This window comes from Brevibacterium gallinarum, from assembly GCF_014836885.1.
Lineage (GTDB): Bacteria > Actinomycetota > Actinomycetes > Actinomycetales > Brevibacteriaceae > Brevibacterium > Brevibacterium gallinarum.
In genome coordinates this window covers 396320-418270 of the sequence record NZ_JACSPY010000001.1, presented here as the reverse complement: position 1 = coordinate 418270, position 21951 = coordinate 396320, and the positions used below count along the sequence as shown (strand labels likewise).

At 66.7% G+C, this 21951-nt stretch carries 26 protein-coding genes; 5 read left to right on the top strand and 21 right to left on the bottom strand.

The window, feature by feature from the left end; genetic code table 11:
* Positions 1–3: 3 nt before the first annotated feature.
* The 4 genes from frr to rpsB form a co-directional block, all read right to left on the bottom strand.
* Positions 4–558 carry a ribosome recycling factor gene (frr, locus tag H9634_RS02095; protein ID WP_175292857.1) on the bottom strand — a complete coding sequence of 185 codons (555 nt, stop codon included), beginning with the start codon at positions 556–558 and terminating at the stop codon, positions 4–6.
* Positions 559–675: 117 nt separating this feature from the next.
* Complete coding sequence (gene pyrH, locus H9634_RS02090) at positions 676–1437, bottom strand: UMP kinase (protein WP_102162587.1); 762 nt, start codon at positions 1435–1437, stop codon at positions 676–678.
* A gap of 197 nt (positions 1438–1634) precedes the next feature.
* Positions 1635–2462 (bottom strand): translation elongation factor Ts, encoded by an 828-nt coding sequence (gene tsf, locus H9634_RS02085; protein WP_191725142.1) that lies wholly within the window; start codon positions 2460–2462, stop codon positions 1635–1637.
* Positions 2463–2513: 51 nt separating this feature from the next.
* A complete protein-coding gene (gene rpsB, locus H9634_RS02080) occupies positions 2514–3437 on the bottom strand; it encodes a 30S ribosomal protein S2 (RefSeq protein WP_191725141.1) in 924 nt (307 codons plus the stop codon).
* Positions 3438–3834: 397 nt separating this feature from the next.
* Between rpsB and H9634_RS02075 the strand changes: the two genes are divergently transcribed.
* Together H9634_RS02075 and H9634_RS02070 are read left to right on the top strand one after the other, a co-directional pair.
* Positions 3835–4905, top strand: coding sequence for a D-alanyl-D-alanine carboxypeptidase family protein (locus H9634_RS02075; RefSeq protein ID WP_191725140.1), 1071 nt, complete (start codon positions 3835–3837; stop codon positions 4903–4905).
* A gap of 72 nt (positions 4906–4977) precedes the next feature.
* Entirely contained in the window at positions 4978–5646 is a 669-nt protein-coding gene (locus H9634_RS02070; RefSeq protein WP_191725139.1) for an NAD(P)H-binding protein, read from the top strand.
* 15 nt (positions 5647–5661) lie between these two features.
* On the opposite strand, the gene H9634_RS02065 is transcribed toward H9634_RS02070, so the two are convergent.
* From H9634_RS02065 to H9634_RS02050, 4 genes are all read right to left on the bottom strand, one after another.
* Entirely contained in the window at positions 5662–6669 is a 1008-nt protein-coding gene (locus tag H9634_RS02065; RefSeq protein WP_191725138.1) for a tyrosine recombinase XerC, read from the bottom strand.
* A 183-nt stretch (positions 6670–6852) separates the two neighbouring features.
* A complete protein-coding gene (gene dprA, locus H9634_RS02060; RefSeq protein ID WP_191725137.1) occupies positions 6853–8058 on the bottom strand; it encodes a DNA-processing protein DprA in 1206 nt (401 codons plus the stop codon).
* Positions 8055–9635 (bottom strand): YifB family Mg chelatase-like AAA ATPase, encoded by a 1581-nt coding sequence (locus H9634_RS02055; RefSeq protein ID WP_191725136.1) that lies wholly within the window; start codon positions 9633–9635, stop codon positions 8055–8057. Before H9634_RS02055 ends, dprA begins: the two co-directional genes overlap by 4 nt.
* On the bottom strand, positions 9632–9982 hold the full coding sequence (locus H9634_RS02050; protein ID WP_102162579.1) for a YraN family protein: 351 nt from the start codon (positions 9980–9982) through the stop codon (positions 9632–9634). Before H9634_RS02050 ends, H9634_RS02055 begins: the two co-directional genes overlap by 4 nt.
* A 198-nt stretch (positions 9983–10180) precedes the next feature.
* Here H9634_RS02050 and H9634_RS02045 point away from each other — a divergent pair, with 198 nt between their 5' ends.
* The 3 genes from H9634_RS02045 (at position 10181) to H9634_RS02035 (ending at position 12473) form a co-directional block, all read left to right on the top strand.
* The gene (locus H9634_RS02045) at positions 10181–10642 is read left to right on the top strand and encodes a prevent-host-death protein (protein ID WP_102162578.1); all 462 of its coding nucleotides are present in this window, start codon (positions 10181–10183) and stop codon (positions 10640–10642) included.
* A gap of 2 nt (positions 10643–10644) precedes the next feature.
* Positions 10645–10995 (top strand): hypothetical protein, encoded by a 351-nt coding sequence (locus tag H9634_RS02040; protein ID WP_170273416.1) that lies wholly within the window; start codon positions 10645–10647, stop codon positions 10993–10995.
* Positions 10996–11390: 395 nt separating this feature from the next.
* Entirely contained in the window at positions 11391–12473 is a 1083-nt protein-coding gene (locus H9634_RS02035; RefSeq protein ID WP_318244970.1) for a Glu/Leu/Phe/Val dehydrogenase dimerization domain-containing protein, read from the top strand.
* A gap of 62 nt (positions 12474–12535) precedes the next feature.
* On the opposite strand, the gene H9634_RS02030 is transcribed toward H9634_RS02035, so the two are convergent.
* The 13 genes from H9634_RS02030 to H9634_RS01970 all read right to left on the bottom strand — a co-directional run bounded on the left by H9634_RS02030 (position 12536) and on the right by H9634_RS01970 (position 21929).
* Positions 12536–12856, bottom strand: coding sequence for a DUF2469 domain-containing protein (locus H9634_RS02030; RefSeq protein WP_102162575.1), 321 nt, complete (start codon positions 12854–12856; stop codon positions 12536–12538).
* Positions 12857–12941: 85 nt separating this feature from the next.
* Positions 12942–13667, bottom strand: a complete 726-nt coding sequence (locus tag H9634_RS02025; protein ID WP_191725134.1) for a ribonuclease HII — start codon at positions 13665–13667, stop codon at positions 12942–12944.
* Positions 13651–14322: a signal peptidase I gene (lepB, locus tag H9634_RS02020; protein ID WP_191725133.1), complete on the bottom strand. Its 672-nt coding sequence runs from the start codon at positions 14320–14322 to the stop codon at positions 13651–13653. The genes H9634_RS02025 and lepB (H9634_RS02020) overlap by 17 nt, the downstream gene beginning before the upstream one ends.
* Positions 14323–14335: 13 nt before the next feature.
* Entirely contained in the window at positions 14336–14986 is a 651-nt protein-coding gene (gene lepB, locus H9634_RS02015) for a signal peptidase I (RefSeq protein ID WP_191725132.1), read from the bottom strand.
* Positions 14987–15006: 20 nt separating this feature from the next.
* The gene (gene rplS / locus H9634_RS02010) at positions 15007–15348 is read right to left on the bottom strand and encodes a 50S ribosomal protein L19 (RefSeq protein WP_175292871.1); all 342 of its coding nucleotides are present in this window, start codon (positions 15346–15348) and stop codon (positions 15007–15009) included.
* A gap of 202 nt (positions 15349–15550) precedes the next feature.
* Positions 15551–16420: a tRNA (guanosine(37)-N1)-methyltransferase TrmD gene (trmD, locus tag H9634_RS02005; protein WP_191725131.1), complete on the bottom strand. Its 870-nt coding sequence runs from the start codon at positions 16418–16420 to the stop codon at positions 15551–15553.
* Positions 16420–16953, bottom strand: a complete 534-nt coding sequence (gene rimM, locus H9634_RS02000; protein WP_191725130.1) for a ribosome maturation factor RimM — start codon at positions 16951–16953, stop codon at positions 16420–16422. Before rimM ends, trmD begins: the two co-directional genes overlap by 1 nt.
* A gap of 81 nt (positions 16954–17034) precedes the next feature.
* The gene (locus tag H9634_RS01995; protein ID WP_191725129.1) at positions 17035–17379 is read right to left on the bottom strand and encodes a hypothetical protein; all 345 of its coding nucleotides are present in this window, start codon (positions 17377–17379) and stop codon (positions 17035–17037) included.
* Between the two features lie 240 nt (positions 17380–17619).
* Positions 17620–17850 carry an RNA-binding protein gene (locus tag H9634_RS01990; RefSeq protein WP_102162568.1) on the bottom strand — a complete coding sequence of 77 codons (231 nt, stop codon included), beginning with the start codon at positions 17848–17850 and terminating at the stop codon, positions 17620–17622.
* 2 nt (positions 17851–17852) lie between these two features.
* The gene (gene rpsP, locus H9634_RS01985; protein ID WP_191725128.1) at positions 17853–18320 is read right to left on the bottom strand and encodes a 30S ribosomal protein S16; all 468 of its coding nucleotides are present in this window, start codon (positions 18318–18320) and stop codon (positions 17853–17855) included.
* A gap of 195 nt (positions 18321–18515) precedes the next feature.
* Positions 18516–20135 (bottom strand): signal recognition particle protein, encoded by a 1620-nt coding sequence (ffh, locus tag H9634_RS01980; protein ID WP_191725127.1) that lies wholly within the window; start codon positions 20133–20135, stop codon positions 18516–18518.
* A gap of 112 nt (positions 20136–20247) precedes the next feature.
* Positions 20248–21408, bottom strand: a complete 1161-nt coding sequence (gene ftsY / locus H9634_RS01975) for a signal recognition particle-docking protein FtsY (protein ID WP_225210458.1) — start codon at positions 21406–21408, stop codon at positions 20248–20250.
* Between the two features lie 146 nt (positions 21409–21554).
* Complete coding sequence (locus H9634_RS01970; protein ID WP_225210457.1) at positions 21555–21929, bottom strand: hypothetical protein; 375 nt, start codon at positions 21927–21929, stop codon at positions 21555–21557.
* Positions 21930–21951: the final 22 nt, after the last annotated feature.

The following is a 21951-nucleotide window of genomic DNA, read 5'->3' as shown; positions in this document are numbered from 1 at the left end:
GGCTCAGACTTCGAGCAGCTCTTCTTCCTTGGCTGCCAGCAGGCGGTCGATGGAGTCGACCTTCTTCTTCGTCAGCTCGTCGAGCTCACCGGTGGCGCGCTTGGCCTCGTCCTCACCGACATCGCCGTCCTTCTGCATCTTCTCGATGGCGTCCTTGGCGGTGCGGCGGATGTTGCGGATCGACACGCGGCCCTGCTCGGCGTATCCCTTGACGATCTTGACGTACTCCTTCCGGCGCTCTTCGGTCAGCTCCGGGAGCACCACGCGGATGACGTTGCCGTCGTTGGCCGGGTTGGCGCCGATGTCGGAGTTGCGCAGCGCGGTCTCGATGTTGCCGAGCGCGGTGCGGTCATAGGGGGTGATGAGCAGAGTGCGGGCCTCGGGCACCTGGAAGGACGCCAGCTGCTGCAGCGGGGTCGGGGTGCCGTAGTACTCGACTTCGATGTGGGCGAACAGTGCGGGGTTCGCCCGTCCGGTGCGCACCGAGGCGAAGTCATCCTTCGTCGCCTCGATCGTCTTGTCCATCTTCTCTGCGGCTTCGGCGAGAGTTGCTTGCATCGCGGTGCACTCTTTTCTTCGGTCGGTTGCGGAACTGCTGGTCGTCCCTCAGGTCTATTCTATTGTCTCCGCCTCCACCAGCACGGCAGGCGGGCAGGGTGACAGAGGCCCGGCGGCTCAGGCGCCGCGCACAGTCGTGCCGATCGGCTCCCCGGCGATCGCCCGGCGCAGGTTGTGCTCGCCCTGCATGCCGAATACGCGCATCGGCAGGGCGTTGTCCATACACAGGCTGAAGGCGGTGGCGTCGACGACCTTGAGGCCGCGCTGCAGCGCCTCCTGGTAGGTGATCGAGTCGATCCGCTCAGCGGTCGGGTCGGTCTTCGGGTCGGCGGTATAGACGCCGTCGACGCCCTTCTTGGCGATGAGCACCTCGTCGGCGCGGATCTCCAGGGCGCGCTGGGCGGCGACCGTGTCGGTGGAGAAGAACGGCAGTCCGGCACCGGCGCCGAAGATCACGACCCGGCCCTTCTCCATGTGCCGCATCGCCCGGCGCGGAATGTAGGTCTCAGCGACCTGAGTCATCGGGATCGCTGACTGCACACGGGTGTCGACGCCCTGCTGCTCGAGGAAGTCCTGCAGCGCCAGGCAGTTCATGACGGTGCCGAGCATGCCCATGTAGTCGGCACGCGTGCGGTCCATGCCGCGCTGGGAGAGTTCGGCGCCGCGGAAGAAGTTTCCACCGCCGACGACGATGCTGATCTCGACCTCCGGCACACAGGTGGCGATCTCCTTCGCCACTGCTGCCACGACGTCGGGATCGACGCCGACGGTGCCGCCGCCGAACACCTCACCGGAGAGCTTGAGCAGGATGCGCCGGCGATCGGTGCGCACCGGGGAGATCTGGTCGTGCTTGGAGGAATGGACTGGAGATTCCGACATCGCTCTCTTCCTTGTCAGGCGGCAGGCTGGCGGCGCCTTCTGGGGGCACGCCACCGATCAGTCTAACGTGTCCGCCTGCCCCCGGTTCCACCTGCGGCACGGCAGGTCACCACCGCCTCGGGCACGGGATGCGGATACGCCGAAGGCGGCAGCCCCGCGTGGGGACTGCCGCCTTCAGTCAGCGATCAGAGCCTCGCTCAGCTGCCGACGCGGAAGCGCAGGTAGCCCAGCGGGGTGACCTTGGCCTCGTCGAGGACGGTCTGCACGCTCTTCTTCGGCTCCTTGGCGAAGGGCTGATCGAGCAGGCAGGTGTCCTTGAAGAAGGCGTTGACGCGGCCCTCGACGATCTTCGGGATCGCCTGCTCGGGCTTGCCCTCGTTCTTCGAGGTCTCCAGCGCGATGCTCTCCTCCTTGGCGACGACGTCGGAGGGGACGTCCTCGCGGGAGAAGTAGGTCGGGGTCATCGCGGCGATGTGCACGGCGACATCGTGGGCTGCTGCATCGTCATCGCCTTCGTAGGCGAAGAGCACACCCACCTGCGGCGGCAGGTCCGGGTTGGTGCGGTGCAGGTACGAGTCGACCTTCTGGCCCTTGATGAGGCCGACGCGACGCAGGACGACCTTCTCACCGAGGACCGCGCCCTGCTCGGCGATGAACTCCGAGACCTTCTTGCCGTTGGTCTCGTAGTCCAGCAGCGCCTCAGCATTGTCGACCTGGGCTTCGACGGCGAGGCGCAGGACCTCATCGGCGAGCTCACGGAACTTGTCGGACTTGGCGACGAAGTCGGTCTCCGAGTTCAGCTCGATCATCGTGCCGACGTCGTTTTCGACGTGGGTGGCGACGAGGCCGTCAGAGGTCGAGCGGTCCTCGCGCTTCGAAGCGGACTTCAGTCCCTTGAGGCGCAGGATCTCAATGGCCTTGGCCTGATCTCCCTGTGCTTCGTCGAGAGCCTTCTTGACAGCCATCATGCCGGCACCGGTGCGGTCGCGCAGTGCCTTGATGTCAGCGGCAGTGTAGTTTGCCATGCGATCTCCTTGTTGAGACGTGGTGGTCTGGGTCAGACGTGCGGGTGCGGCTCAGGCTTCGGTCGACTCGGTGGAGCCGGCCTCAGCGGTCTCTTCGGTCTGCTGCTCGGCCGGAGCTTCAGCAGTCTCCTCGGCCTTGGCCTCGTCAGCCTTGGCCTCGTCAGCCTTGGCTTCGGTGTCCTCAGCCTTGGCCTCGCCCTTGCCCTCGAGGAGCTCGCGCTCCCACTCCGGCATCGGCTCGACGGAGACGGCCGAGACGTTCTTCTCGCCGCCTTCGTCCGAGGAGTGGCGCTTGATGAGGCCCTCTGCCACAGCGTCGGCGACGACGCGGGTGAGCAGGGCGACCGAGCGGATCGAGTCGTCGTTGCCCGGGATCGGGTAGTCGACTTCGTCGGGATCGCAGTTGGTGTCGAGGATGCCGATGACCGGGATGCCCAGCTTCTTCGCTTCGTCGACGGCCAGGTGCTCCTTCTTGGTGTCGACGATCCAGACGGCCGACGGGGTGCGCTGCATGTCGCGGATGCCGCCGAGGGTCTTCTCGAGCTTGTCCTTCTCGCGGCGCAGGATGAGGAGTTCCTTCTTGGTGTACATCGAGCCGGCGACGTCGTCGAAGTCGATCTCCTCAAGCTCCTTGAGGCGGCGCAGACGACCGGAGATGGTCTGGAAGTTCGTCAGCATGCCGCCGAGCCAACGCTGGTTGACGTACGGCTGGCCGACGCGCTTGGCCTGCTCCTCGATGGCTTCCTGGGCCTGCTTCTTGGTGCCGACGAACATGATCGAGCCACCGTGAGCGACCGTCTCCTTGATGAACTCGAAGGCGGTGTCGATGTAGCCCAGCGTCTGCTGCAGGTCGATGATGTAGATGCCGTTGCGCTCGGTGAAGATGAAGCGCTTCATCTTCGGGTTCCAACGACGGGTCTGGTGTCCAAAGTGGACGCCGCTGTCAAGCAGCTGGCGAATAGTGACGACGGCCATGCCGGCGCACTCCTTTCATTGTCATTCGGTTGAGTCCTGGCATCCGCCGTCTCGGGCCGACAGTCCCAGCTCAGCCACGCGGCACAGCACACGTGTGTGCGTCGTCGCGGAGGGTGGGATCTGCACCGGTGGCCCGCTGCGGGTACTCGGATGCGCGTAGTCAGATCTGCAGCCGCTCAGCCTCGCGCGCAGGCGGGCTGAAGAGCGCACAGTTCTGCTATGTGTAGTCTACGATCTTCCCCGCCAGCGACCAAACCTGCCGTGGCTGATCTCTCCTGGCCCGAGGTGTGTGGATGCTCTCGGCGTCTGCGCGGGGACTGCTGGGGATGGCGGGCCTTCCTCCACAGCCGTCGCCGAGGCGTGGGCTGGGAGTGTGCGCGACCTGAGTGTGGAGTCCATGAGTGGACGTGAGCGCATCAGGTTCAGGGCCAGGCTGCAGCAGCTGGGGTGGATCGTCGTGTGCGGGATCCTCGCCGGCATCGTCGCGGTGCCGGCCGGGCTGCCGGCCGCGCAGATCGGTGATTCCGGCAGGCTGGGCCGGTCCGTTGTCATCATCGCCCCGGCAGCGGCGCAGGCGGCGGAATCTGCAGCTGACTCCGGTGGCTGGGTGACCCCGGTGCCCGGGTTCGAGGTCGTGCGCGCTTTCGACAAGCCGAAGCAGAACTGGCAGACAGGCCACCGCGGCATCGATGTCGCGGTGCTGCCGGGAGAGTCGATCCGCGCTCCGCAGTCCGGGCGTGTGCACTTCGCCGGCAGCGTGGGCGGGCGTCCGGTGCTCAGTCTCGACGTCGGTGGGCACATCGTGTCCTTCGAGCCGGTCGACACGGATCTCAGAGCCGGTGACGAGGTGTGGGCTGGTCATCCCGTCGGCACGGTCGCTGATCCGAGTCACTGCGATGCCGGGTGTGTGCACGTCGGGGTGTGGGCGACCGGCAAGCCGAAGGACTATCTGAATCCGGCTGTGTTCTTCTCCCAGGACTTCTCGATTCTGCTGCCTGAAGCGCAGGCGCCTAAGGAGATGCCGGAGGCTTCCGGCGATGACGGATCCTCCGGTGCCAGCGCGTGGGGCGGGCATTCCAACGGCCGGATCCCAGCGGTCGCGATGTGCCCGCTTGATCGCGCGGCCGGGCACCGGCTGCGCTGTGATGCGGCGAGGGCGTTCGATGAGCTCAGTGATGCCTACCGGCAGCGGTTCGGCCAGCCGATCGCGGTGACGGATTCGTATCGGGACTACCAGACGCAGGTGATCCTCAAAAGGCGCAAGGGCCGGATGGCTGCCACTCCCGGCAGGTCGAACCACGGCTGGGGCCTGGCAGTCGACCTCGGTGGCGGGATCAACCGGTTCGGCACCGCGCAGCATGAGTGGATGCGCACCAACGCCCCGCGCTTCGGCTGGGTGCACCCCAGCTGGGCGAGGCAGTCCGGGGCGCTGCCGGAGGCATGGCATTGGGAGTACAAGGGCCGGTAGCGGGCCGCCGCAGCAATTGCGCCATCGGTGAGCGGCTGGAATAGCTGTCTGCTGTGTGTCGTTGAGGCTGGCATGAGCATTCACAGCATCGCCGTCGTCGGCGGCCACGGCAAGATCGCCCGTCACCTCACTGAGATCGTCACCCCGGATATGGAGGTCCGTTCGATCATCCGCAATCCGGAGCACGCTGCTGAGCTCGAGGCACTCGGTGCGGTGCCGGTCGTCTGCGATCTGGAGAAGGCCTCACAGGCTGAGCTGGTGGAGGCCTTCGGCAATGCCGATGCCGTCGTCTTCGCCGCCGGTGCCGGCGGTGGGTCGGGCATCTTCCGCAAGTACACCGTCGACCTTGCAGCCGCGATCGCGGCGATGCAGGCAGCGACCGCGGCGGGCATCGACCGTTTCGTGCAGATCTCATTCATCGGCGCCGGCGGGCCGACCCCGGAGGGCACCGAAGAGGTCTTCGCCGCCTACTGGGATGCCAAGCGCGAGGCTGACAATGCGCTGCGTGCCAGCGGTCTGGACTGGACGATCGTCAAGCCGGGCCGGCTGCTCGATGAGCCTGGCACCGGCTGTCTCGACATCGCCACCGGCACTGAGCGCGGTGCTACGACGCGGCGTGAGGATGTTGCGGAGTTCATCGCGATGATCCTCGATGACGGTCGCACGGTCGGCCGGGAGTTCGACATCATCGATGGTGAGACTCCGATGCACGAAAGCCTCAAGGCCACGCTGGGCTCGTGACAAGCTGCTGCCGGTTCAGGCGCGTGGATGCGCCTGCCGGTAGCTTTCGGCCAGCCGTCCGAGGGAGACGTGGGTGTAGATCTGCGTCGAGCTCAGCGACGCGTGGCCGAGGAACTCCTGCACTTCACGCAGGTCAGCGCCGTTTTCGATCATGTGGGTGGCAGCTGAGTGCCGCAGCCCGTGCGGTGAGAGCTCCGGTGCGTCCGGCAGTCCCGCAGTGGCTGTGTGGACGACTGAGCGGATCTGGCGGACGTCGATGCGCCTGCCGCGGGCGCCGAGGAACAGTGCTGTGGCATCTCGGGCTGTCGTGTCGTTCTCCAGCACCGGTCGGCCGTTTCGCAGCCAGGCCTGCAGTGCGCGTTGGGCGGGCAGCCCGAAGGGTATGCGTCGTTCCCTGCCGCCCTTGCCCATGACGGTGACGAGCCTGCGCTCGGTGTCGATGCTGGTGGTGTCCAGCGCTGCGATCTCGGAGACGCGTGCGCCGGTGGCGTAGAGCAGTTCGAGCAGTGCGGCATCGCGCAGCCGCAGCGCCTCGTCTTTCGGGGAGCGCTGTGTCTCACTGGACTCCGCGGGTTCGGGTTGCGATGTCGCGTCACCGGGTTCGGTTCCCGTGTGCTGCATGACGGCATCGATGTGGCGCTGCTGAAGCACCGCTGGCAGCCGTGAGGCTTTGCGGGGGCTTGCCAGGCGCAGCGCGGGGTTGGATCGCATGAGCTGGCGGCGGGTGCAGAACGCACAGAAGGCGCGCACCGCTGCGATCCGCCGGGCGGTGGTGGCCGGTGCGGCTCCCGTGCGCGACTGGGCGAGCAGCCATTGGCGCAGGTTGCCCAGCTCGATGGCGTCCAGCGGCAGGTGCCCATCGTCGTCGGTGAGGAAGGTCAGCAGGGTGCGCACGTCGGAGAGGTAATTGCGCACGGTGTGCGCTGACGCGTTGCGGTGCACACGCAGCTCTTCGTCGAAGGCGGCGAGCGCTTCAGCGTACTCTCCGGGCAGCTGTGCCTCGGTGTCGGGGGAAGTCGACATGCTTCTCAGTGTAGCCAGCCACGCTGTCGGGCCAGCCGGTGGCTCGCCGGCGACGAGCAGCTGACGCTGCCGCGAGCGTTGAGCGTGGAGTGGCTGGCCAGATGACGTCGTATGAGCGACATCGTGTGCCGGCGACTGATCTGCAGGCAGACTGCTGACCGCTGCCACCGGATTCGAGCCGCGTCAGCCGGTCGCTCCTCGGGTGACGACTGCGCGCTTCTTCACCCAGCCGTGGGCTTCGCGTTCGACGTGCCCGGACAGTTCGAGTGCGGCAAGCGCCGCCATGACGGTGTGGGCGTCGAGACCCGAGCGGACGGCGGCAGTCGCCGCTTCGATCCCGCGAGAGGTCGGCAGCACGTTGTAGGTCCTGCTCTGGTCTGCGGTCATCTCGTCAGTGATCCGCAGCGCTGGCTGATGCTCGGTCTCGCTGCGGGTGGTGTCGATCGGTTCGACGAGTTCGGCGATGTCATCGGCTGACGTAACGCACACAGCCTGGCCCTCGCGGATGAGACGGTGGCAGCCGGCGGATGCCTGGCTGGTGATCGGCCCGGGCACCGCCCCGACCGTGCGCAGCAATTCAGCTGCCCGGTTGGCAGTATTCAGTGCACCGGACCGCCAACCGGCTTCCACCACGATGGTGGCCTGGGCAGCGGCGGCAATCAGGCGATTGCGCAGGAGGAACCGGTGCCTCATAGCCGTCTGTCCGGCTGCCGTTTCGGACACGACGGCATACCGAGTGCCGATGCGGGTGAGCATGTCGGCGTTGCCGCGCGGATAGTAGCGATCCATTCCCCCGGCCATGAAGGCGACCGTGCCAACTTCGGGTGTCTCGGCTGCGGCGAGCGCCGCCTGGTGGGAGGCTGCGTCGATGCCGTAGGCGCCGCCGGAGACGATGGTGTGTCCTCGCATGGCCAGTTCGTAGGCGATGCTGCCGGCGACGTGCTCACCGTAGTGCGTTGAGGCACGTGCTCCGACGAGTGCGATCGAACCGGTGAGCAGCTCCTGCAGGTTCCCGGGTCCGCGCACCCACAGCGCGAGGGGCTCGTGGATGCCGAGCTCGGTCAGCTGCGTCGGCCACTCATCGTCTTCCGGGTGGATGAGGCGGGCTCCGAGCCGGGCCATGATCCGCTGCTCTTGGACGGCATTGAGGCTGGGCAGGCGCATCCGCCACCGCTCGTGAACCGTCGACAGCTTGTCTCCCGGGACCTGCAGACCGACGGCTTCGCATGCCTCATGCAGCTGCGGAACGGCCTCGGACTGCCGGGAGCGGATGAGCGCGAGCATCCGCTCGGCACCAAGGGCGAGAACGCCGGCTTTGAGGATCTCGTCACCGGGTTCGGCCAGGCGCAGCAGGTCGACGCAGGCCAGTCGCTGAGTGTCGGTGGTCATTGTGCCTCCCGCATGCGCAGGAGTGCCGCGGCGAGCACATCGTCGCCATCGGGGCGGGTTCGGCCGGCGAGGTCGGCGATGGTCGCGGCGATCCGCAGCACTCGGTCATATCCGCGCATCGACAGCAGACCGCGTTCGAGTGCCTGGTCGAGGACGTGAGTCTCACTGGATCTGAAGGAGAACGCTTCTCGCAGATACGCACCCGGTGCGCGGGCGTTCGTGTTCCACGGCATATCGGCATAGCGGTGGGTCTGGCGCTCCCGTGCTGCCGCCACCCGCTCGGCGACGACAGTCGACGACTCGACTGGCGCATCCGTGCGCAGGTCGGCTGCGGTGACAGGCAGGACGTCGAGCTGGATGTCGACGCGGTCGAGCAGCGGGCCGGAGAGCTTCTGCCGGTAGCGGCGGCGCACGTGCGGGGTGCACGAACACGTCTGGGTGCTGCTGCCAGCGACACCGCAGGGACACGGGTTGGCCGCCAGCACGAGTTGGAATTTCGCCGGCAGCACCACCGACCCCCAGGCGCGGTGGATATCGCAGTAGCCGCTCTCCAGCGGCTGACGCAGCGCTTCGAGCACGTCGCGGTTGAATTCCGGAGCCTCATCGAGGAACAGCACCCCGCGGTGAGCACGTGAGAACACTCCGATCGCTCCCGGCCGGGAGCCACCGACCATCGCCGTGGCTGTCGTCCGGTGATGAGGCGCTTCGAACGGTGGAGCAACAGCATCGAGTTCATCGGCTTCGACGCAGCCGGCCAGTGACTGCATGGCCAGCACTTCTATGCGCTCATCGCGGTTCAACGGCGGCACGATGCCGCTGAGACAGGCGGCGAGCATCGACTTGCCGGCGCCGGGAGCACCGCTCATGAGCAAGTGGTGGCCACCGGCGGCCGCCAGTTCGAGTGCGCGCCGGGCGTCATGCTGACCGTGGACGTCGGCGAGATCGGTGGGTTCGATGACGTTCTCGCGACTGCTGGGAGCCGCGGGCACTGGTTCGGTGTTGGATGGTGCCGCACGACCACCGTGAGCCTGGACGACATCGGCCAGATGCCCGGCGGCAACGACCTCAGCCTGCGGGACAAGAGCTGCTTCGGCACGATTCCCGTAGGGAACGACGAAGCGAGTGAAGCCCGCCTCCAGACCGGCGAGGATCGTCGGCAGCACCCCGCGCACAGGCAGAATGCGCCCGTCGAGACCGAGCTCACCGCAGTGCACGACCCCATCTGCTGAGTGCTCCGGAATGAGCTCCTCGCAGGCGAGGATCGTCACCGCAATGCCGAGGTCGAAGGATGTGCCGACCTTCTTCACCGCACCCGGCTGCAGGTTGACCGTCACCTTCGCAGCGCTGAGCGAGATCCCCAGATTCGACAGGGCCGCGCGGACCCGTTTGCGCGACTCGCTGACCGAGACGTCAGGCAGGCCGATGATGTCGATGCCGGGAATGCCCTGGTTCATGCTCGTCTCAATGCTGATCGGTGTGCCGCTGGTCCCCCACAGCGCGACTGCCTGGGCCCGGCCGAGACGGTTGCGCACACCGCCGACGACGCGGACCTTCTGCTCCTCTTCCACCGCACTCATCGCACATCCCGGACGTGTTGGAGGTCCGGTTGGCGGGCGCTCCACAGAATGCCGATGGCATCGAACCTGAACTGCGGATACCACTCATCGCACTCGGCCAGGAACCGCAGACCGAGGGTCCGCAGGTTTCTGAGCTTGATCGGGGTGATCGCCTCCAGCGGGTGCCCTGCCCAGGACGCGATACGGGTTTTGACCTCGACGAAGACGAGCGTGTCACCGTCGCGGGCGATGATGTCGATCTCGCCATTGGAGCAGCGCCAGTTGCGGTGCAGGATCGTCCAACCGAGGCATTCGAGGTAGCGGGTGGCGTAGTCCTCACCGGTGCGGCCGAGTGTCTGTGCTTTCATGGCTCCACCTCACCAGCGCATGCGGCTGGTGAGAACGCCTGCCCTACCGGTGTGGACGGACACCGATCGTGCACACCCGACCGGGTTCACGCCTCCGTGCCGGTCCACACCCAGCCAGTCGCGAGGTCAGCATCGGAGGGAAGACAGCCGCAGCAATAAACCCTAGACTTCCGAACACGTTCCGAATATGATGGATCTATGACCGCTGCTTCCGCCCTCCCTGCCTACACTCGGCGCTCGTCGGATCTGAGTAAGCACTCCGCCGAGGTCTTCGCCGAGGCTGAAGATCACCCCGTCACGGTGACGCGCCGAGACGGCGAAGCGCTCGTACTCATGTCGCAGCGCGAGGCAGACGCCCGCACTCACCTGCTTGACTTCGCTGCTCGGTTGCTGACCGTCGCCCTCGACGAATCCGGCACTCTCCCCGAACGCATGACGAGGTCGTTCCCGTGGATGCACGCTCTCTCTCCCGAGGACCGCGAGTCCTGCGCTCACAATCTCGTCGACGCCGCACGAGCGTCCTTCTCGACTGATCAACCGCACCTGGCGATCGCTGAGCTGACCTCGTGGAAGGAGACAGCCACGGCAATGGCCGCCGGACTCGGGAGTGCCGAACTCGAATGGCTCGACGAGGGTGACGACGTCGTGGAGCGCCCCTGACCGTGTCAGGCAGCAAGAAGGGCAAGTTGGTTCCTCGGCCTCCGAAGAAGGTCGAGTATGAAATCAGATTCGCTACCGCCGAAGCACAGAAGGGCTGGCGCGACCTCGTCGCAACCATCCGCAATCCGATGGCCGATACCTGGGATTTCCTCACCCGGGCGCCTTTGACCACCACTCCAACCAACTATCGGCTCAAGGGCCAGCTCGGACATCTTTCCCGAGGCGGAACCACGCACGAACGTTGGCAGCACAAACCGACCGCGAAAGGCACTGCTCGGATCTGGTACTTCGTCGTCGACAAGACTGTATTCCTCGAGCAGGTTCACACAAGCCACCCGAACGAGACGAAATAACCGCTCGCTGCCCTACCCCGCGCCTCAGCAGACTAGTTCCAGAATCTGCATTTTCGGCAAATCCGCCTTTCGTATGCGCACGCCATCATCTGCGCTGGGTCACCCAGCTTCGAGTCTTTCGCTTCCGAACTGCGCGAATGTCCGACACATCCTGGAGAAGGATCTGCGTTCGAACCCCGAGGTCATGGCTCATCAAGCTCCCACGTGCACAGGCGCGGTGAGAAGGACAGCCAGAGTAGAAGTAGTAAAGCCACCGGACCATCCCGCCCAGCTACCTCTGTCCGGCAGAACCGATGTACGGTGAGAACAAAGGCCGCTCGCGCGAACCGCGTGCGGTTTTTGCACGGGCGCACATCCCGCGCCTGCTGCTCACACCTGAGACCGAAGGAGTCACCGTGGACCTCTTCTCGCACCCTGAGTTCGATCACCACGAGCAGGTCATCTTCTGCCATGACCGCGACCTCGACCTGCGCGCCATCATCGCCGTGCACGACACCACTCTCGGACCGGCTGCCGGAGGCTGCCGCATGTATCCGTACGAGTCCGAAGCCGATGCGCTCACCGACGTGCTGCGCCTTTCGCGCGGCATGACGTACAAGAACTCGATCGCCGGCCTGCCGCTGGGCGGCGGCAAGTGCGTCATCATCGCCGATCCGCACCGCCCCGACAAGGCAGAGGTGCTGCGCGCCTTCTCCAAGCACGTGCAGACACTCGGCGGCCGCTACTGGACCGCCATCGACGTCGGCGTCGGCCCCGAGGATGCCGACGTGCTGGCGGAGAACTGCGATTACATCTTCGCCCGCGCCAGCCAGTTCCCCGCAGGTGTCAGCACCTCCCAGTTCACCGCCCTCGGCGCGTTCACGTCGCTGCAGGCCGGTGTCGCACACGTGTGGAAGGAACGCGCCAAGGCCGACTCCTCAGACCCAGCAGACCGGACTGACCTGTCGGGTCTGCGCGTGGCCGTGCAGGGACTCGGCGGCACCGGGCGCGAACTGTGCCGGATGCTGCATGAGGCCGGTGCCGAACTCGTCGTCTCCGATGTCTACCAGCCGGCTGTCGACTCCGCCGTTGAGGCATTCGGCGCCGCCGCTGTTCCCGCCGATGAGATCCATGCCCAGGATGTCGACGTGTTCGCACCCTGTGCTCTCGGCGGCATCATCAACGATGACACGATCGGCGACATCAAGGCCCGCCTCATCAGCGGCATCGCCAACAACCAGCTCGCCACCCCAGCCCACGGCCAGCAGCTGCGTGAGCGCGGCATCGCCTACGTGCCTGACTTCCTCGCCAACGCCGGCGGTGTCATGGCCGCAGCGACGATGATCTACTCCGAGCCGTCGCTGGAGGGTTCGCGTGCCAGCGTGCTCTCGCTGTACGACCGGGTCACGCAGGTCCTCGATCAGGCCGAGGCGGAGGGCCGTCCGGCTGCCGAGGTCGCTGAGGAGATGGCCGGTCAGCGCATCGCCGACGCTCGCTGATCCACAGGCGGCAGCGCAGAGCTGTGGCCGCACAACGACGTGTGGTCACAGCTCTTCGCCATTCACGGGCGCAGCGACTGCGGCGGATCGAAGTCCTCGTTCTTGGCGATCTCTTCGATGTTGACGTCCTTGAAGGTCAGGATCGACACGTGCTTGACGAAGCGGGCGGTGCGGTAGGTGTCCCACACCCAGGCGTCTTTAAGGGTGACTTCGAAGTAGACGTCCGAGCCCTCGTGGTGGGCCTTGAGATCGACCGAATTGGCCAGGTAGAACCGCTGGTTGGTGTCGACGACATATGAGAACAGTCCGACGACATCGCGGTACTCGCGGTACAGCTGCAGTTCTAAGTCGGCTTCGTAGTTTTCCAGGTCCTCGGCGCTCATGGCGTCATCCTATGCCACCGACAGCGGTTGCAGAATCTTCAACCGGCGGCAGGGTCTGGACAGTGAGCGTCTGCCCGGCTGGTGTTCAGACGTCGATGCGGAAGCTGCGCCGGTGATGCGGGCTCAGCCCGTGCGCGGCGACTCCGGCGCGATGGGCCTGGGTGAGGTAGCCGACGTTGGAGTCCCAGGCGTAGCCGGGGTATTCGGCGGCCAGAGCGTGCATGAGCTCATCGCGGGCGACCTTGGCCAGCACGCTGGCGGCAGCGATCGTCACGCGGGTGCCGTCGCCCTTGATGATCGTGCGCACGTCCGGGACCTCGACCTCGGCGGCGGGTCCGAAGGTGTCGAAACAGTCGAGAGTGAGCGGTGCGGACAGCCAGTCATGGCTGCCGTCGAGCAGCACGAGGCTGGCCGGCGGCAGTGCGGCCAGGGCGCGCCGGCCGGCCAGGCACAGGGCCAGGGTGACGCCGAGAGCATCGATCTCGGCTGGTTCGGCAAAGGCGACAGCAGTGTGCTGCTGCCAGGCGGTGACGGTCTGGGCGATCGTCTGCCGGGCGGTGATGTTCAGCTGCTTGGAGTCGTGGATGCCTGCAGGGATGTCGCCTGCGAGCAGGTCAACCAGCCGGTAGTGGACAGCGCCGACGCCGATCGGCCCGGCCACGCAGCCGCGGCCGACCTCATCCATGCCGATGATCGTCTCGACACCGCTGGCGGCAAGCTCGCGTTCGACGCTCAGGTCGCGCAGTCCGGCAGCGGTGCTGCCGGTGCGGGTGGCGCGTTCGAGGGTGGCGGTGTCAGGGCTGCGGGACATCGGCGTATACCGCCTCCGGGTTCTTCAGCCGGCCGATCCGGTCAAACGGCCAGTTGCGCACGAACACGGTGCCCACCACCTTGTCCTCGGGCACGAAGGCACCGCCGGGTGCATCACCGTTGTAACGGGAGTCGAGCGAGTTGGTGCGGTTGTCGCCCATCATCCAGTAGTGCCCGGCCGGGACGTCTTCGGAGAACTCGATCTCCGAGGGCTCGGTTCCCTCACCGAGGTAGGTCTCATCCAGCGGCTGCCCGTTGACGGAGATGCGGCCTTCGGCATCGCAGCATTCGACGTGGTCGCCGCCGACGGCGATCGCCCGCTTGACGAGCTGGGTGCCGGCATCGGAGGGGACGAGGCCGATGAACTCGAGGATCGGGTTGGGCTTGTAGTCGGCGACGAGCCCGGGTGAGAGCCATCCGCCGGGATCGGTGAAGACGACGATGTCCCCACGGTTGACCGAGTTGCCCGGCAGCTGGTTGGCCAGCACCCGGTCGTTGACGAGCAGGGTCGGCTCCATCGAGCTGGAGGGGATGTAGAAGGAGCGCACCACCCACGTCTTCACAGCCGTCGAGACGACCAGGGCGATGACGAGGATGACGGCGACCTCCACGAGGAAGGAACGCAGGCTCTTCTTCTCTGACTTTTTTCGGGCCACTCAGGCAGTCTACCTACTTGCCCCGGTCAACCGAGGAGCCGTGGCCGATGACGACGCCGATGACCCGGCGCGTGGGGATCATCCCGCCGCCGGGGCTGCCGAGCAGTGCACGCGAGTCGGTCGAGTTGTCGCGGTTGTCGCCCATGAGCCACAGCCGGTCGGCGGGCACGTCGACGGCGAACGGGGTGGCCGAGGCCGGGTGGTCGGCACTCGGCGGAGAGGCGAGATAGGGCTCGTCGAGCTCTTCACCGTTGCGGATGAGCCTGCCGTCATCCGAGCAGCATTCGAGGGTGTCGCCGGGTCCAGCGATGACGCGTTTGATGAAGAACACGTCGCCGGGTCCGGCGCCGAACCAGGAGCCGACCTGCTGGGCGGCGTTCGGCGGGCTGGTCGGCAGGAAGGAGCCGCGGCCGTCGATGACGACGACATCACCGGTGTCGATGCTGCCGGTCAGCGCGTCGGCGCGCAGCACCGTGACCTGGTTGCCGGGCCGGAATGTCGGCTCCATCGACTCCGAGGGGATGGAGAACGACTGGACGCCCAGTGCCCGGATGCCGGCGGCGGTGAGCACGGCGACGATCGCGAGGATTGCGATGACACGCAGCCACCGCCTCGGGCGCGGCGAAGGGCGCGACTGTGCAGTCACGCCCTTCGCCGGTGTCATGGTCTCGCTGTGGCGAGTGATCAGCGCTTCTCGCGGATGCGCGCTGCCTTGCCGCGCAGGTTGCGCAGGTAGTACAGCTTCGCGCGGCGCACGATGCCGCGGGAGACGACGTCGATGCGCTCGACGGTCGGCGAGTGGAGCGGGAAGGTGCGCTCAACGCCGACGCCGAAGCTGATCTTGCGCACGGTGAAGGTCTCCGAGATGCCGGCACCCTGACGGCGGATGACGACACCCTTGAACATCTGGATACGCGAGCGGCTGCCCTCGATGACGCGGACGGCGACGTCAACGGTGTCGCCTGCGCGGAACTCGGGGAGGTCCGTCTTCATCGACTTCTTGTCGACAATGTCAAGCTTCTGCATGATGTGTTCTCCTGTGTGCTCGCCTCGGGTCGGCACAGCTTCGATCAGCCCGGCGCACGGCCGGTGATGAGATGAGTTCGTCTGCCGGAACTGCTGTTCCTCTGCTGCGCTCACCTGCTGGCATGATCCTCATGGGCTAACGGTGGGCGCTGGCACCTGCTCCCCCGGGGCAGATCGGTGCCAACAAACGCAATGCTCTATCTTAGCCGCCGGGTCCGCCGGGCTCAACTTCACGTGCGGCCTCGGTGAGCACCTGGCGGTCGCGGGCGTCGAGGGCCGCGTCGGGGAGGCCGGCGAGCAGGTCGGGGCGGGTCCGCTGGGTGCGGATGAGCCGCTGGTCGCGCCGCCACCGCGCGATCGCGGCGTGGTTGCCTGAGAGCAGCACGTCGGGCACCTGGTGTCCGCGCCAGTCGGCGGGTTTGGTGTAGACGGGGTATTCGAGGAGGCCGTCCTCGTAGCTCTCCTCGACCAGGGACTCAGGGTTGCCCATGAAGCCGGGGATGAGACGGGCGACGGCTTCGATGATGACGAGTGCGGCGACCTCGCCGCCGTTGAGCACGTAGTCGCCGATCGAGACGAGTTCGACGTCGAAGTCGCCTCCTGCCCAGTCGATGACCCGCTGGTCGATGCCCTCGTAGCGGCCGCAGGCGAACACGAGATGCGACCGGCCGGCCAGCCGGCGGGCGTCGGCTTGGGTGAAGGGGGCACCGGCCGGTGAGGGGACGATGAGCACCGGCTTCTCCCCCGCCTCGGCGGCGGTACCCGTGCCCGAGGCGGTGGTCGCCGGGGTGTCGTCGCTTGAACCGGCCAGGTCGGCCGACCCTGACAGCTCGGCCCGCCCTGCCAATTCGGCCACGTCGGTGAGTGCCTGGGCCCATGGTTCGGGCTTCATGACCATACCCGCACCCCCGCCGTAGGGGGTGTCGTCAACGGTGCGGTGCCGGTCGGTGGTCCAGTCGCGCAGGTCGTGGATGCCGACGTCGAGGAGGCCTGCGGCCATCGCCTTGCCGGTCAGGGAGAGTTCAAGCGGGGCGAGGTAGTCGGGGAAGATCGAGATGACGTCGATGCGCATCAGTCGTCGAACCCCGGGATGAGGCCGGCGGGCGGGGTGAGCACGATGCGTCCGGCGTCGATGTCGACCTCGGGGACGATCTCGGCGACGAAGGGCACGAGGATCTCCTCATCGGAGTCGCTGCGCTCGACCTGCTGTGCGGAGGGTGTGATGTGCAGCAGGTCCTGTGCCGCGCCGGGGCTGACCCCGGATACCTTCCCGACGAGGTGGTCGCCGATGAGCGCCTCAGCACCGATGAGGTCGTCGATGTACCAGGCGTCCTCATCGTCGTCATCGGTGTCCTCGGCATCGACGGTGATGAGGGTGTTGCGGATCTCCTCGGCCCGGTTCCGGTCAGGCACCTCCGCGAAGCTGAGCAGCAGCCGGTCGCGGTGCCAGCGGGCGCGGGTGAGCGTCAGCGGGCCGATATCAGGCTCGGTGCCGAACACCGCCTCGGGAACGAAGCGCTCATCGGGATCGTCGGTGCGGACTTCGACGGTCATCTCACCGCGGATGCCGTGCGGTTTGCCCAGGCGGGCGACTACTGTGCTCATGACTCCAACGGTATCGCAGGCGGTCACGTCCAGCCGTTGGGCACGAGGCCTGGAGCCAGCTCAGCCGGACCTCTATTGGTCTCAATTCCAGTCGTGCCAGGCGAAGAGGATGTCGACAGCAAGGCGGCGCTGATCGGCATTCAACTCGTTGTCACCGAAATCGAGGACGAAGTTCTCCCACCGTCTGCTCTCATCCCCGCGCACGGCGGCCCAGTATTCGGCTTCCCCGACGGAGTCGAACCGCAGATAGTCACCGACGTCTGTGCGCCAGCCTTCGACGCACCCAGGCTCTCGGCACAGTTCCGATGTCGCTTCGACCGGATGGATCTCGCTGTCCGATTCGAGCAGGTCTCCGACCGTGCGCTGCTCGACGCCTCCGCGCAGCCAGACGACTGCGGCGACGACTAAGGCGATTGCAGCGATCACCGCGACCACCACCCAAAGGCGCCATCGCCTCCGGCTCGGTTGTGAACTCGCAGATGTCATGGCACTCATTTCGGCTAACTCAGCTGGCTGGTCCGGCGACCAGGCGGGTGACTTCTCCGCATGCCATTCAACCAGCACAGGATGTAGCTTCCCTGTGCGGGCTGCGAACCGGGCACGCGAAAGCCCCGGCACCTCCCACATGGGGTGGTGCCGGGGCTTTTCAGCTGTCTGCGGCTGCGCTTAGGCCTCGATGAGGTCGACGCGCACCTGTTCACGGCCGGCGAGGGCGCTCATGACAGTGCGCAGCGCCTTGGCGGTGCGACCCGAGCGGCCGATGACGCGGCCGAGATCGTCGGGGTGGACGCGGACTTCGAGCGTGGTGCCGCGCTGCGATCCGCGCGAACGCACCGAGACATCATCGGGGTTGTCGACGATGCCGCGCACGAGGTGGTCGAGAGCCTGGGAGAGCATGATCAGCTCTCTTCGCTCGCAGCCTCGGCCGATTCCTCAGCCGGGGCCTCAGCGGTCTCGTCAGCCTTGTCCTCGGCCGGTGCCTCGGCGGACTTCTCCTCAGCCTGCTCGGCCTCGTCGTCCTTCTTGGTCTCCTTGACGACCGAGTCGGCGGCCGGGGCGGTGAAGCCCTCCTTCTCCTGCTGCGGCTTGACCGAGCTCTCGGTGCTGCCTTCGCCGGTGAACTTCGCCCAGTCGCCGGTGAGCTTCAGCAGTGCCTTGACCTGGTCGGTCGGCTGGGCGCCGACGGACAGCCAGTACTGTGCGCGCTCGGAGTCGATCTCGACGACCGAGGGCTCACGGGTCGGGTGGTAGATGCCGATCTCCTCGATCGCACGGCCGTCACGGCGGGTGCGGGAGTCGGCAACGACAACACGGTAGAAGGGTGCACGGATCTTGCCCATGCGGGTGAGTCGAATCTTGACTGCCACTGTAGTGGTGTCTCCTTTTGCATGTTAGGTGCTGCAGGCGTCACCGCATCCGTGGGGATGGACTCAGCTGACGCGCGCGTGGACCGGACTGCGCTGCGGTTGAGAGGGTCCGAGCACAGTCGAGTACAAGCGAATATTCTGCCAGAAATGTGCACACCGCGCCAACCGGAGACAACCGGCAGGCGGGCGGTTGTATCAGTCCTTGCCGAAGATCCCGCCGAAGCCCTTGGGCAGCTTCGAGAGATCGATGTCCTCGTCCTTGTCCAGGCCGAGGTTGCCGAAGGCCGAGCCGGTCGGGGTCGGCTCCTTGCCCTCGCGCTTGAGCTGTGCGAGCTTCTCCTGCTCGGCGCGCTTGGCCGGGTTGCCGGACTTGCCGGCGGCCTTGCCCTTCTTGCCCTTCTTCTTGCGGCTGGGACCACGTCCGCCGGGGGCACCGGGCAGGCCTCCCATTCCGGGCATGCCTCCCATGCCGGGGGCACCGCCGGGCTGGCCGCCCATGCCGGGCATGCCGCCGCCCTTGCCCATCTGGCGCATCATCTTCTGGGCCGCGGCGAAGCGCTCCATGAGCTGGTTGACCTGCGTGACGGTGGTGCCCGAGCCCTTGGCGATACGGGCGCGGCGAGAGCCGTTGAGGATCTTGGGGTTGGTGCGCTCCTGCGGGGTCATCGACTTCACGATCGCCTCGACCCGGTCGATCTCGCGTTCATCGAAGGCCTCGAGCTGCTCCTTGTACTGGCTCATGCCCGGCATCATGCCGATCATCTTCTTCAGCGAGCCCATCTTCTTCACCGCAGCCATCTGGGTGAGGAAGTCGTTGAGGTCGAAGTCCTCACCGGCCTGGACCTTCTTCGCCAGCTTCTGCGTCTGCTCCTGGTCGAAGGTCTTCTCGGCCTGCTCGATGAGGGTGAGGATGTCGCCCATATCGAGGATGCGGTCGGCCATCCGGTCGGGGTGGAACTGCTCGAAGTCCTTCATGCCCTCGCCGGTGGAGGCGAACATGATGGGCTTGCCGGTCACCTGGGCGACCGAGAGTGCGGCACCACCGCGGGAGTCGCCATCGAGCTTGGAGAGCACGACACCGGTGAAGTCGACGCCTTCGAGGAACGCCTCGGCGGTCTGCACGGCGTCCTGGCCGATCATCGCATCGATGACGAAGAGGACCTCATCGGGGTTGACGGCTGCGCGGATGTCAGCGGCCTGCTGCATGAGGACTTCGTCGATGCCCAGCCGGCCGGCGGTGTCGACGATGACGACGTCGTGCAGCTTCGACTTGGCCACACCGATGGCGTCGGTGGCGACCTTGACCGGGTCGCCGACGCCGTTGCCGGGTTCGGGAGCATAGGTGTAGGCGCCGGCGCGCTCACCGACGATCTGCAGCTGGTTGACGGCGTTGGGCCGCTGCAGGTCGGCGGCAACGAGCATCGGCCGGTGCCCTTCGGACTTGAGCCAGTGGGCGAGCTTGCCGGCCAGGGTGGTCTTACCGGCACCCTGGAGGCCGGCGAGCATGATAACCGTCGGCGGGCGCTTGGCAAACTGCAGGCGGCGGGTCTGGCCGCCGAGGATCGAGACGAGTTCGTCGTTGACGATCTTGACGACCTGCTGGCCCGGGTTCAGTGCCGCTGAGACCTCCGAGGACAGCGCGCGTTCGCGCACATTGCCGGTGAAGGTGCGCACCACCGGCAGCGCGACGTCGGCGTCGAGGAGGGCGCGCCGGATTTCCCGGATCGTGGCATCGACATCTGCTTCGGACAGGCGGCCCTTGCCGCGCAGGTTCTTGAAGGTCGATGTCAGACGATCGGAGAGTGAATTGAACACGAAGGTCTTCAGCTTTCGTCAGAGTCAGTGCTTGTCAACATCTCAGGATAACGCACGGCCGCCGCCCGCCGCATGGCCAGCGTGCCGGCCGTGACGCACGGCTGCGGCGCGCTTATTCGGCCAGCAGCGCGTCGACGAATCCCGCCGCGTCGAAGGGTGCGAGGTCGTCAGCGCCCTCACCGAGGCCGATGAGCTTGACCGGCACGCCGAGGGCACGCTGCACGGCGACGACGATGCCGCCCTTGGCGGTGCCGTCGAGTTTGGTGAGCACGATGCCGGTGATGTGGACGGCTTCGGAGAACACCTTGGCCTGCTGCATGCCGTTCTGTCCGGTGGTCGCGTCGAGGACCAGGAGCACCTCGTCGATGTCGTGGCCCTCTTCGCTCAGCGGGCGGGAGGCCACACGCTTGACCTTGCCGAGCTCGTCCATGAGGTCGCGCTTGTTCTGCAGGCGCCCGGCGGTGTCGATGAGCACGACGTCGGTGCCGTCGACCTTGCCCTGTTCGACTGCGGCGTAGGCGACCGAGGCGGGATCGGCGCCTTCTTCTCCCCTGATCGTCTCGACGCCGACGCGCTCACCCCAGGTGGTCAGCTGTTCGGCAGCCGCAGCACGGAAGGTGTCGGCTGCGCCGAGGCGCACGCTGCGGCCCTCGGCGACGAGCACGCGGGCGATCTTGCCGACCGTTGTCGTCTTGCCGGCGCCGTTGACGCCGACGACGAGCACGACGGCCGGGTCGCTGCCGGGTGTGCCGGAGTTCTCGCGTTCGACGTTGAGGCTGCGGTCCATGGTCGGATCGACGACGTTGATGAGCTCTTCGCGCAGCAGTTCGCGCATGGTGTCAGGTTCGCGGGTGCCGAGCACGCGGACACGTTCGCGCAGCCGGTCGACGAGTTCGGTGGTGGTGTCGACGCCGAGGTCGGCCATGATGAGGGTGTCCTCGATCTCCTCCCACGTCGCCTCATCGAGGGTGTCGCGTGAGAGCAGGGCGAGCAGCCCGCGGCCGAGCGTGGAGTTCGACTTCGACAGCCGGTTGCGCAGCTTGGCCAGCCGTGTCGTGGGCTCGGTCGGCGTCTCAACGGCAACCGGCGCCTCGGCGGGCTCGTCACCGGGTTCGAGGCCCGGCTCCTCGGCCAGGTCCGGCAGCTCGCTTTCCGGCGGGGCGGGCTTGCGGCGCTTCGGGACGAAGAGGAAGGCTCCGCCGATGATGAGCACGGCGGCGCCGATGAGCACGATCCACAGCAGTGAGTCTCCGGTCAGGAGGTCCACGTTCATCTCCAAACAGTAGGCGGGCCGGCCATGTGCGGCAGCGTCGGTCGGCGGTCAGTTGAGGGGAAGGTCATGATCTCAGGTGCCCGGGTCGGGCGCTTCACAGTGCACAGTGCCATGTGCGTCAGAGACTGGCAAGCTGCCAGCCGGGCCTATCCGAACAGCAGGGTGATGGCGGTGCGGAAGCCCGATCCGGTCTCGGGCACCTTCCAGTGCCGGGTGCGCGGGCGGAAGGTCAGCAGCGGCGGGGTGCAGTGGCGGCGCGGCTGCGGGCGCAGCACATAGGAGTGCTCGCGCATCGCGGTGACGGCAGCCTGTTCGCGGGTGGCCAGGTGCGAGGTCTCCTCGTCGTGGCCGAAGAACCCGTAGGCGTCATCGTCGTATCCGGTCCATTCGCTCGGCAGCCGGAAGCGCTGGGTGCGGTCGCTCTTGATCCGGCCTTCGGACTGCAGGCCCGGCAGCGCGACGACGAGCACGATGACGAGGCCGATGAGCACCGTGGCTCCCATGCCGATGAGGACTGCCATGCCGCCGCCTATGCCCATGGCG

What these genes read in the sequence shown, in the direction of transcription:
- lepB (WP_191725132.1), bottom strand. Translation starts at nt 14,986, where the DNA reads ATGACACCGGCGAAGGGCGTGACTGCACAGTCGCGCCCTTCGCCGCGC.
- trmD (WP_191725131.1), bottom strand. Translation starts at nt 16,420, where the DNA reads ATGCGCATCGACGTCATCTCGATCTTCCCCGACTACCTCGCCCCGCTT.
- rpsB (WP_191725141.1), bottom strand. Translation starts at nt 3,437, where the DNA reads ATGGCCGTCGTCACTATTCGCCAGCTGCTTGACAGCGGCGTCCACTTT.
- H9634_RS02050 (WP_102162579.1), bottom strand. Translation starts at nt 9,982, where the DNA reads ATGAAAGCACAGACACTCGGCCGCACCGGTGAGGACTACGCCACCCGC.
- frr (WP_175292857.1), bottom strand. Translation starts at nt 558, where the DNA reads ATGCAAGCAACTCTCGCCGAAGCCGCAGAGAAGATGGACAAGACGATC.
- H9634_RS02030 (WP_102162575.1), bottom strand. Translation starts at nt 12,856, where the DNA reads ATGAGCGCCGAGGACCTGGAAAACTACGAAGCCGACTTAGAACTGCAG.
- H9634_RS01990 (WP_102162568.1), bottom strand. Translation starts at nt 17,850, where the DNA reads ATGCTCTCCCAGGCTCTCGACCACCTCGTGCGCGGCATCGTCGACAAC.
- rplS (WP_175292871.1), bottom strand. Translation starts at nt 15,348, where the DNA reads ATGCAGAAGCTTGACATTGTCGACAAGAAGTCGATGAAGACGGACCTC.
- pyrH (WP_102162587.1), bottom strand. Translation starts at nt 1,437, where the DNA reads ATGTCGGAATCTCCAGTCCATTCCTCCAAGCACGACCAGATCTCCCCG.
- H9634_RS02045 (WP_102162578.1), top strand. Translation starts at nt 10,181, where the DNA reads ATGACCGCTGCTTCCGCCCTCCCTGCCTACACTCGGCGCTCGTCGGAT.
- tsf (WP_191725142.1), bottom strand. Translation starts at nt 2,462, where the DNA reads ATGGCAAACTACACTGCCGCTGACATCAAGGCACTGCGCGACCGCACC.
- H9634_RS02070 (WP_191725139.1), top strand. Translation starts at nt 4,978, where the DNA reads ATGAGCATTCACAGCATCGCCGTCGTCGGCGGCCACGGCAAGATCGCC.
- dprA (WP_191725137.1), bottom strand. Translation starts at nt 8,058, where the DNA reads ATGACCACCGACACTCAGCGACTGGCCTGCGTCGACCTGCTGCGCCTG.
- H9634_RS02075 (WP_191725140.1), top strand. Translation starts at nt 3,835, where the DNA reads ATGAGTGGACGTGAGCGCATCAGGTTCAGGGCCAGGCTGCAGCAGCTG.
- H9634_RS01970 (WP_225210457.1), bottom strand. Translation starts at nt 21,929, where the DNA reads ATGGCAGTCCTCATCGGCATGGGAGCCACGGTGCTCATCGGCCTCGTC.
- H9634_RS02065 (WP_191725138.1), bottom strand. Translation starts at nt 6,669, where the DNA reads ATGTCGACTTCCCCCGACACCGAGGCACAGCTGCCCGGAGAGTACGCT.
- ftsY (WP_225210458.1), bottom strand. Translation starts at nt 21,408, where the DNA reads ATGAACGTGGACCTCCTGACCGGAGACTCACTGCTGTGGATCGTGCTC.
- rimM (WP_191725130.1), bottom strand. Translation starts at nt 16,953, where the DNA reads ATGAGCACAGTAGTCGCCCGCCTGGGCAAACCGCACGGCATCCGCGGT.
- H9634_RS02055 (WP_191725136.1), bottom strand. Translation starts at nt 9,635, where the DNA reads ATGAGTGCGGTGGAAGAGGAGCAGAAGGTCCGCGTCGTCGGCGGTGTG.
- H9634_RS02025 (WP_191725134.1), bottom strand. Translation starts at nt 13,667, where the DNA reads ATGTCCCGCAGCCCTGACACCGCCACCCTCGAACGCGCCACCCGCACC.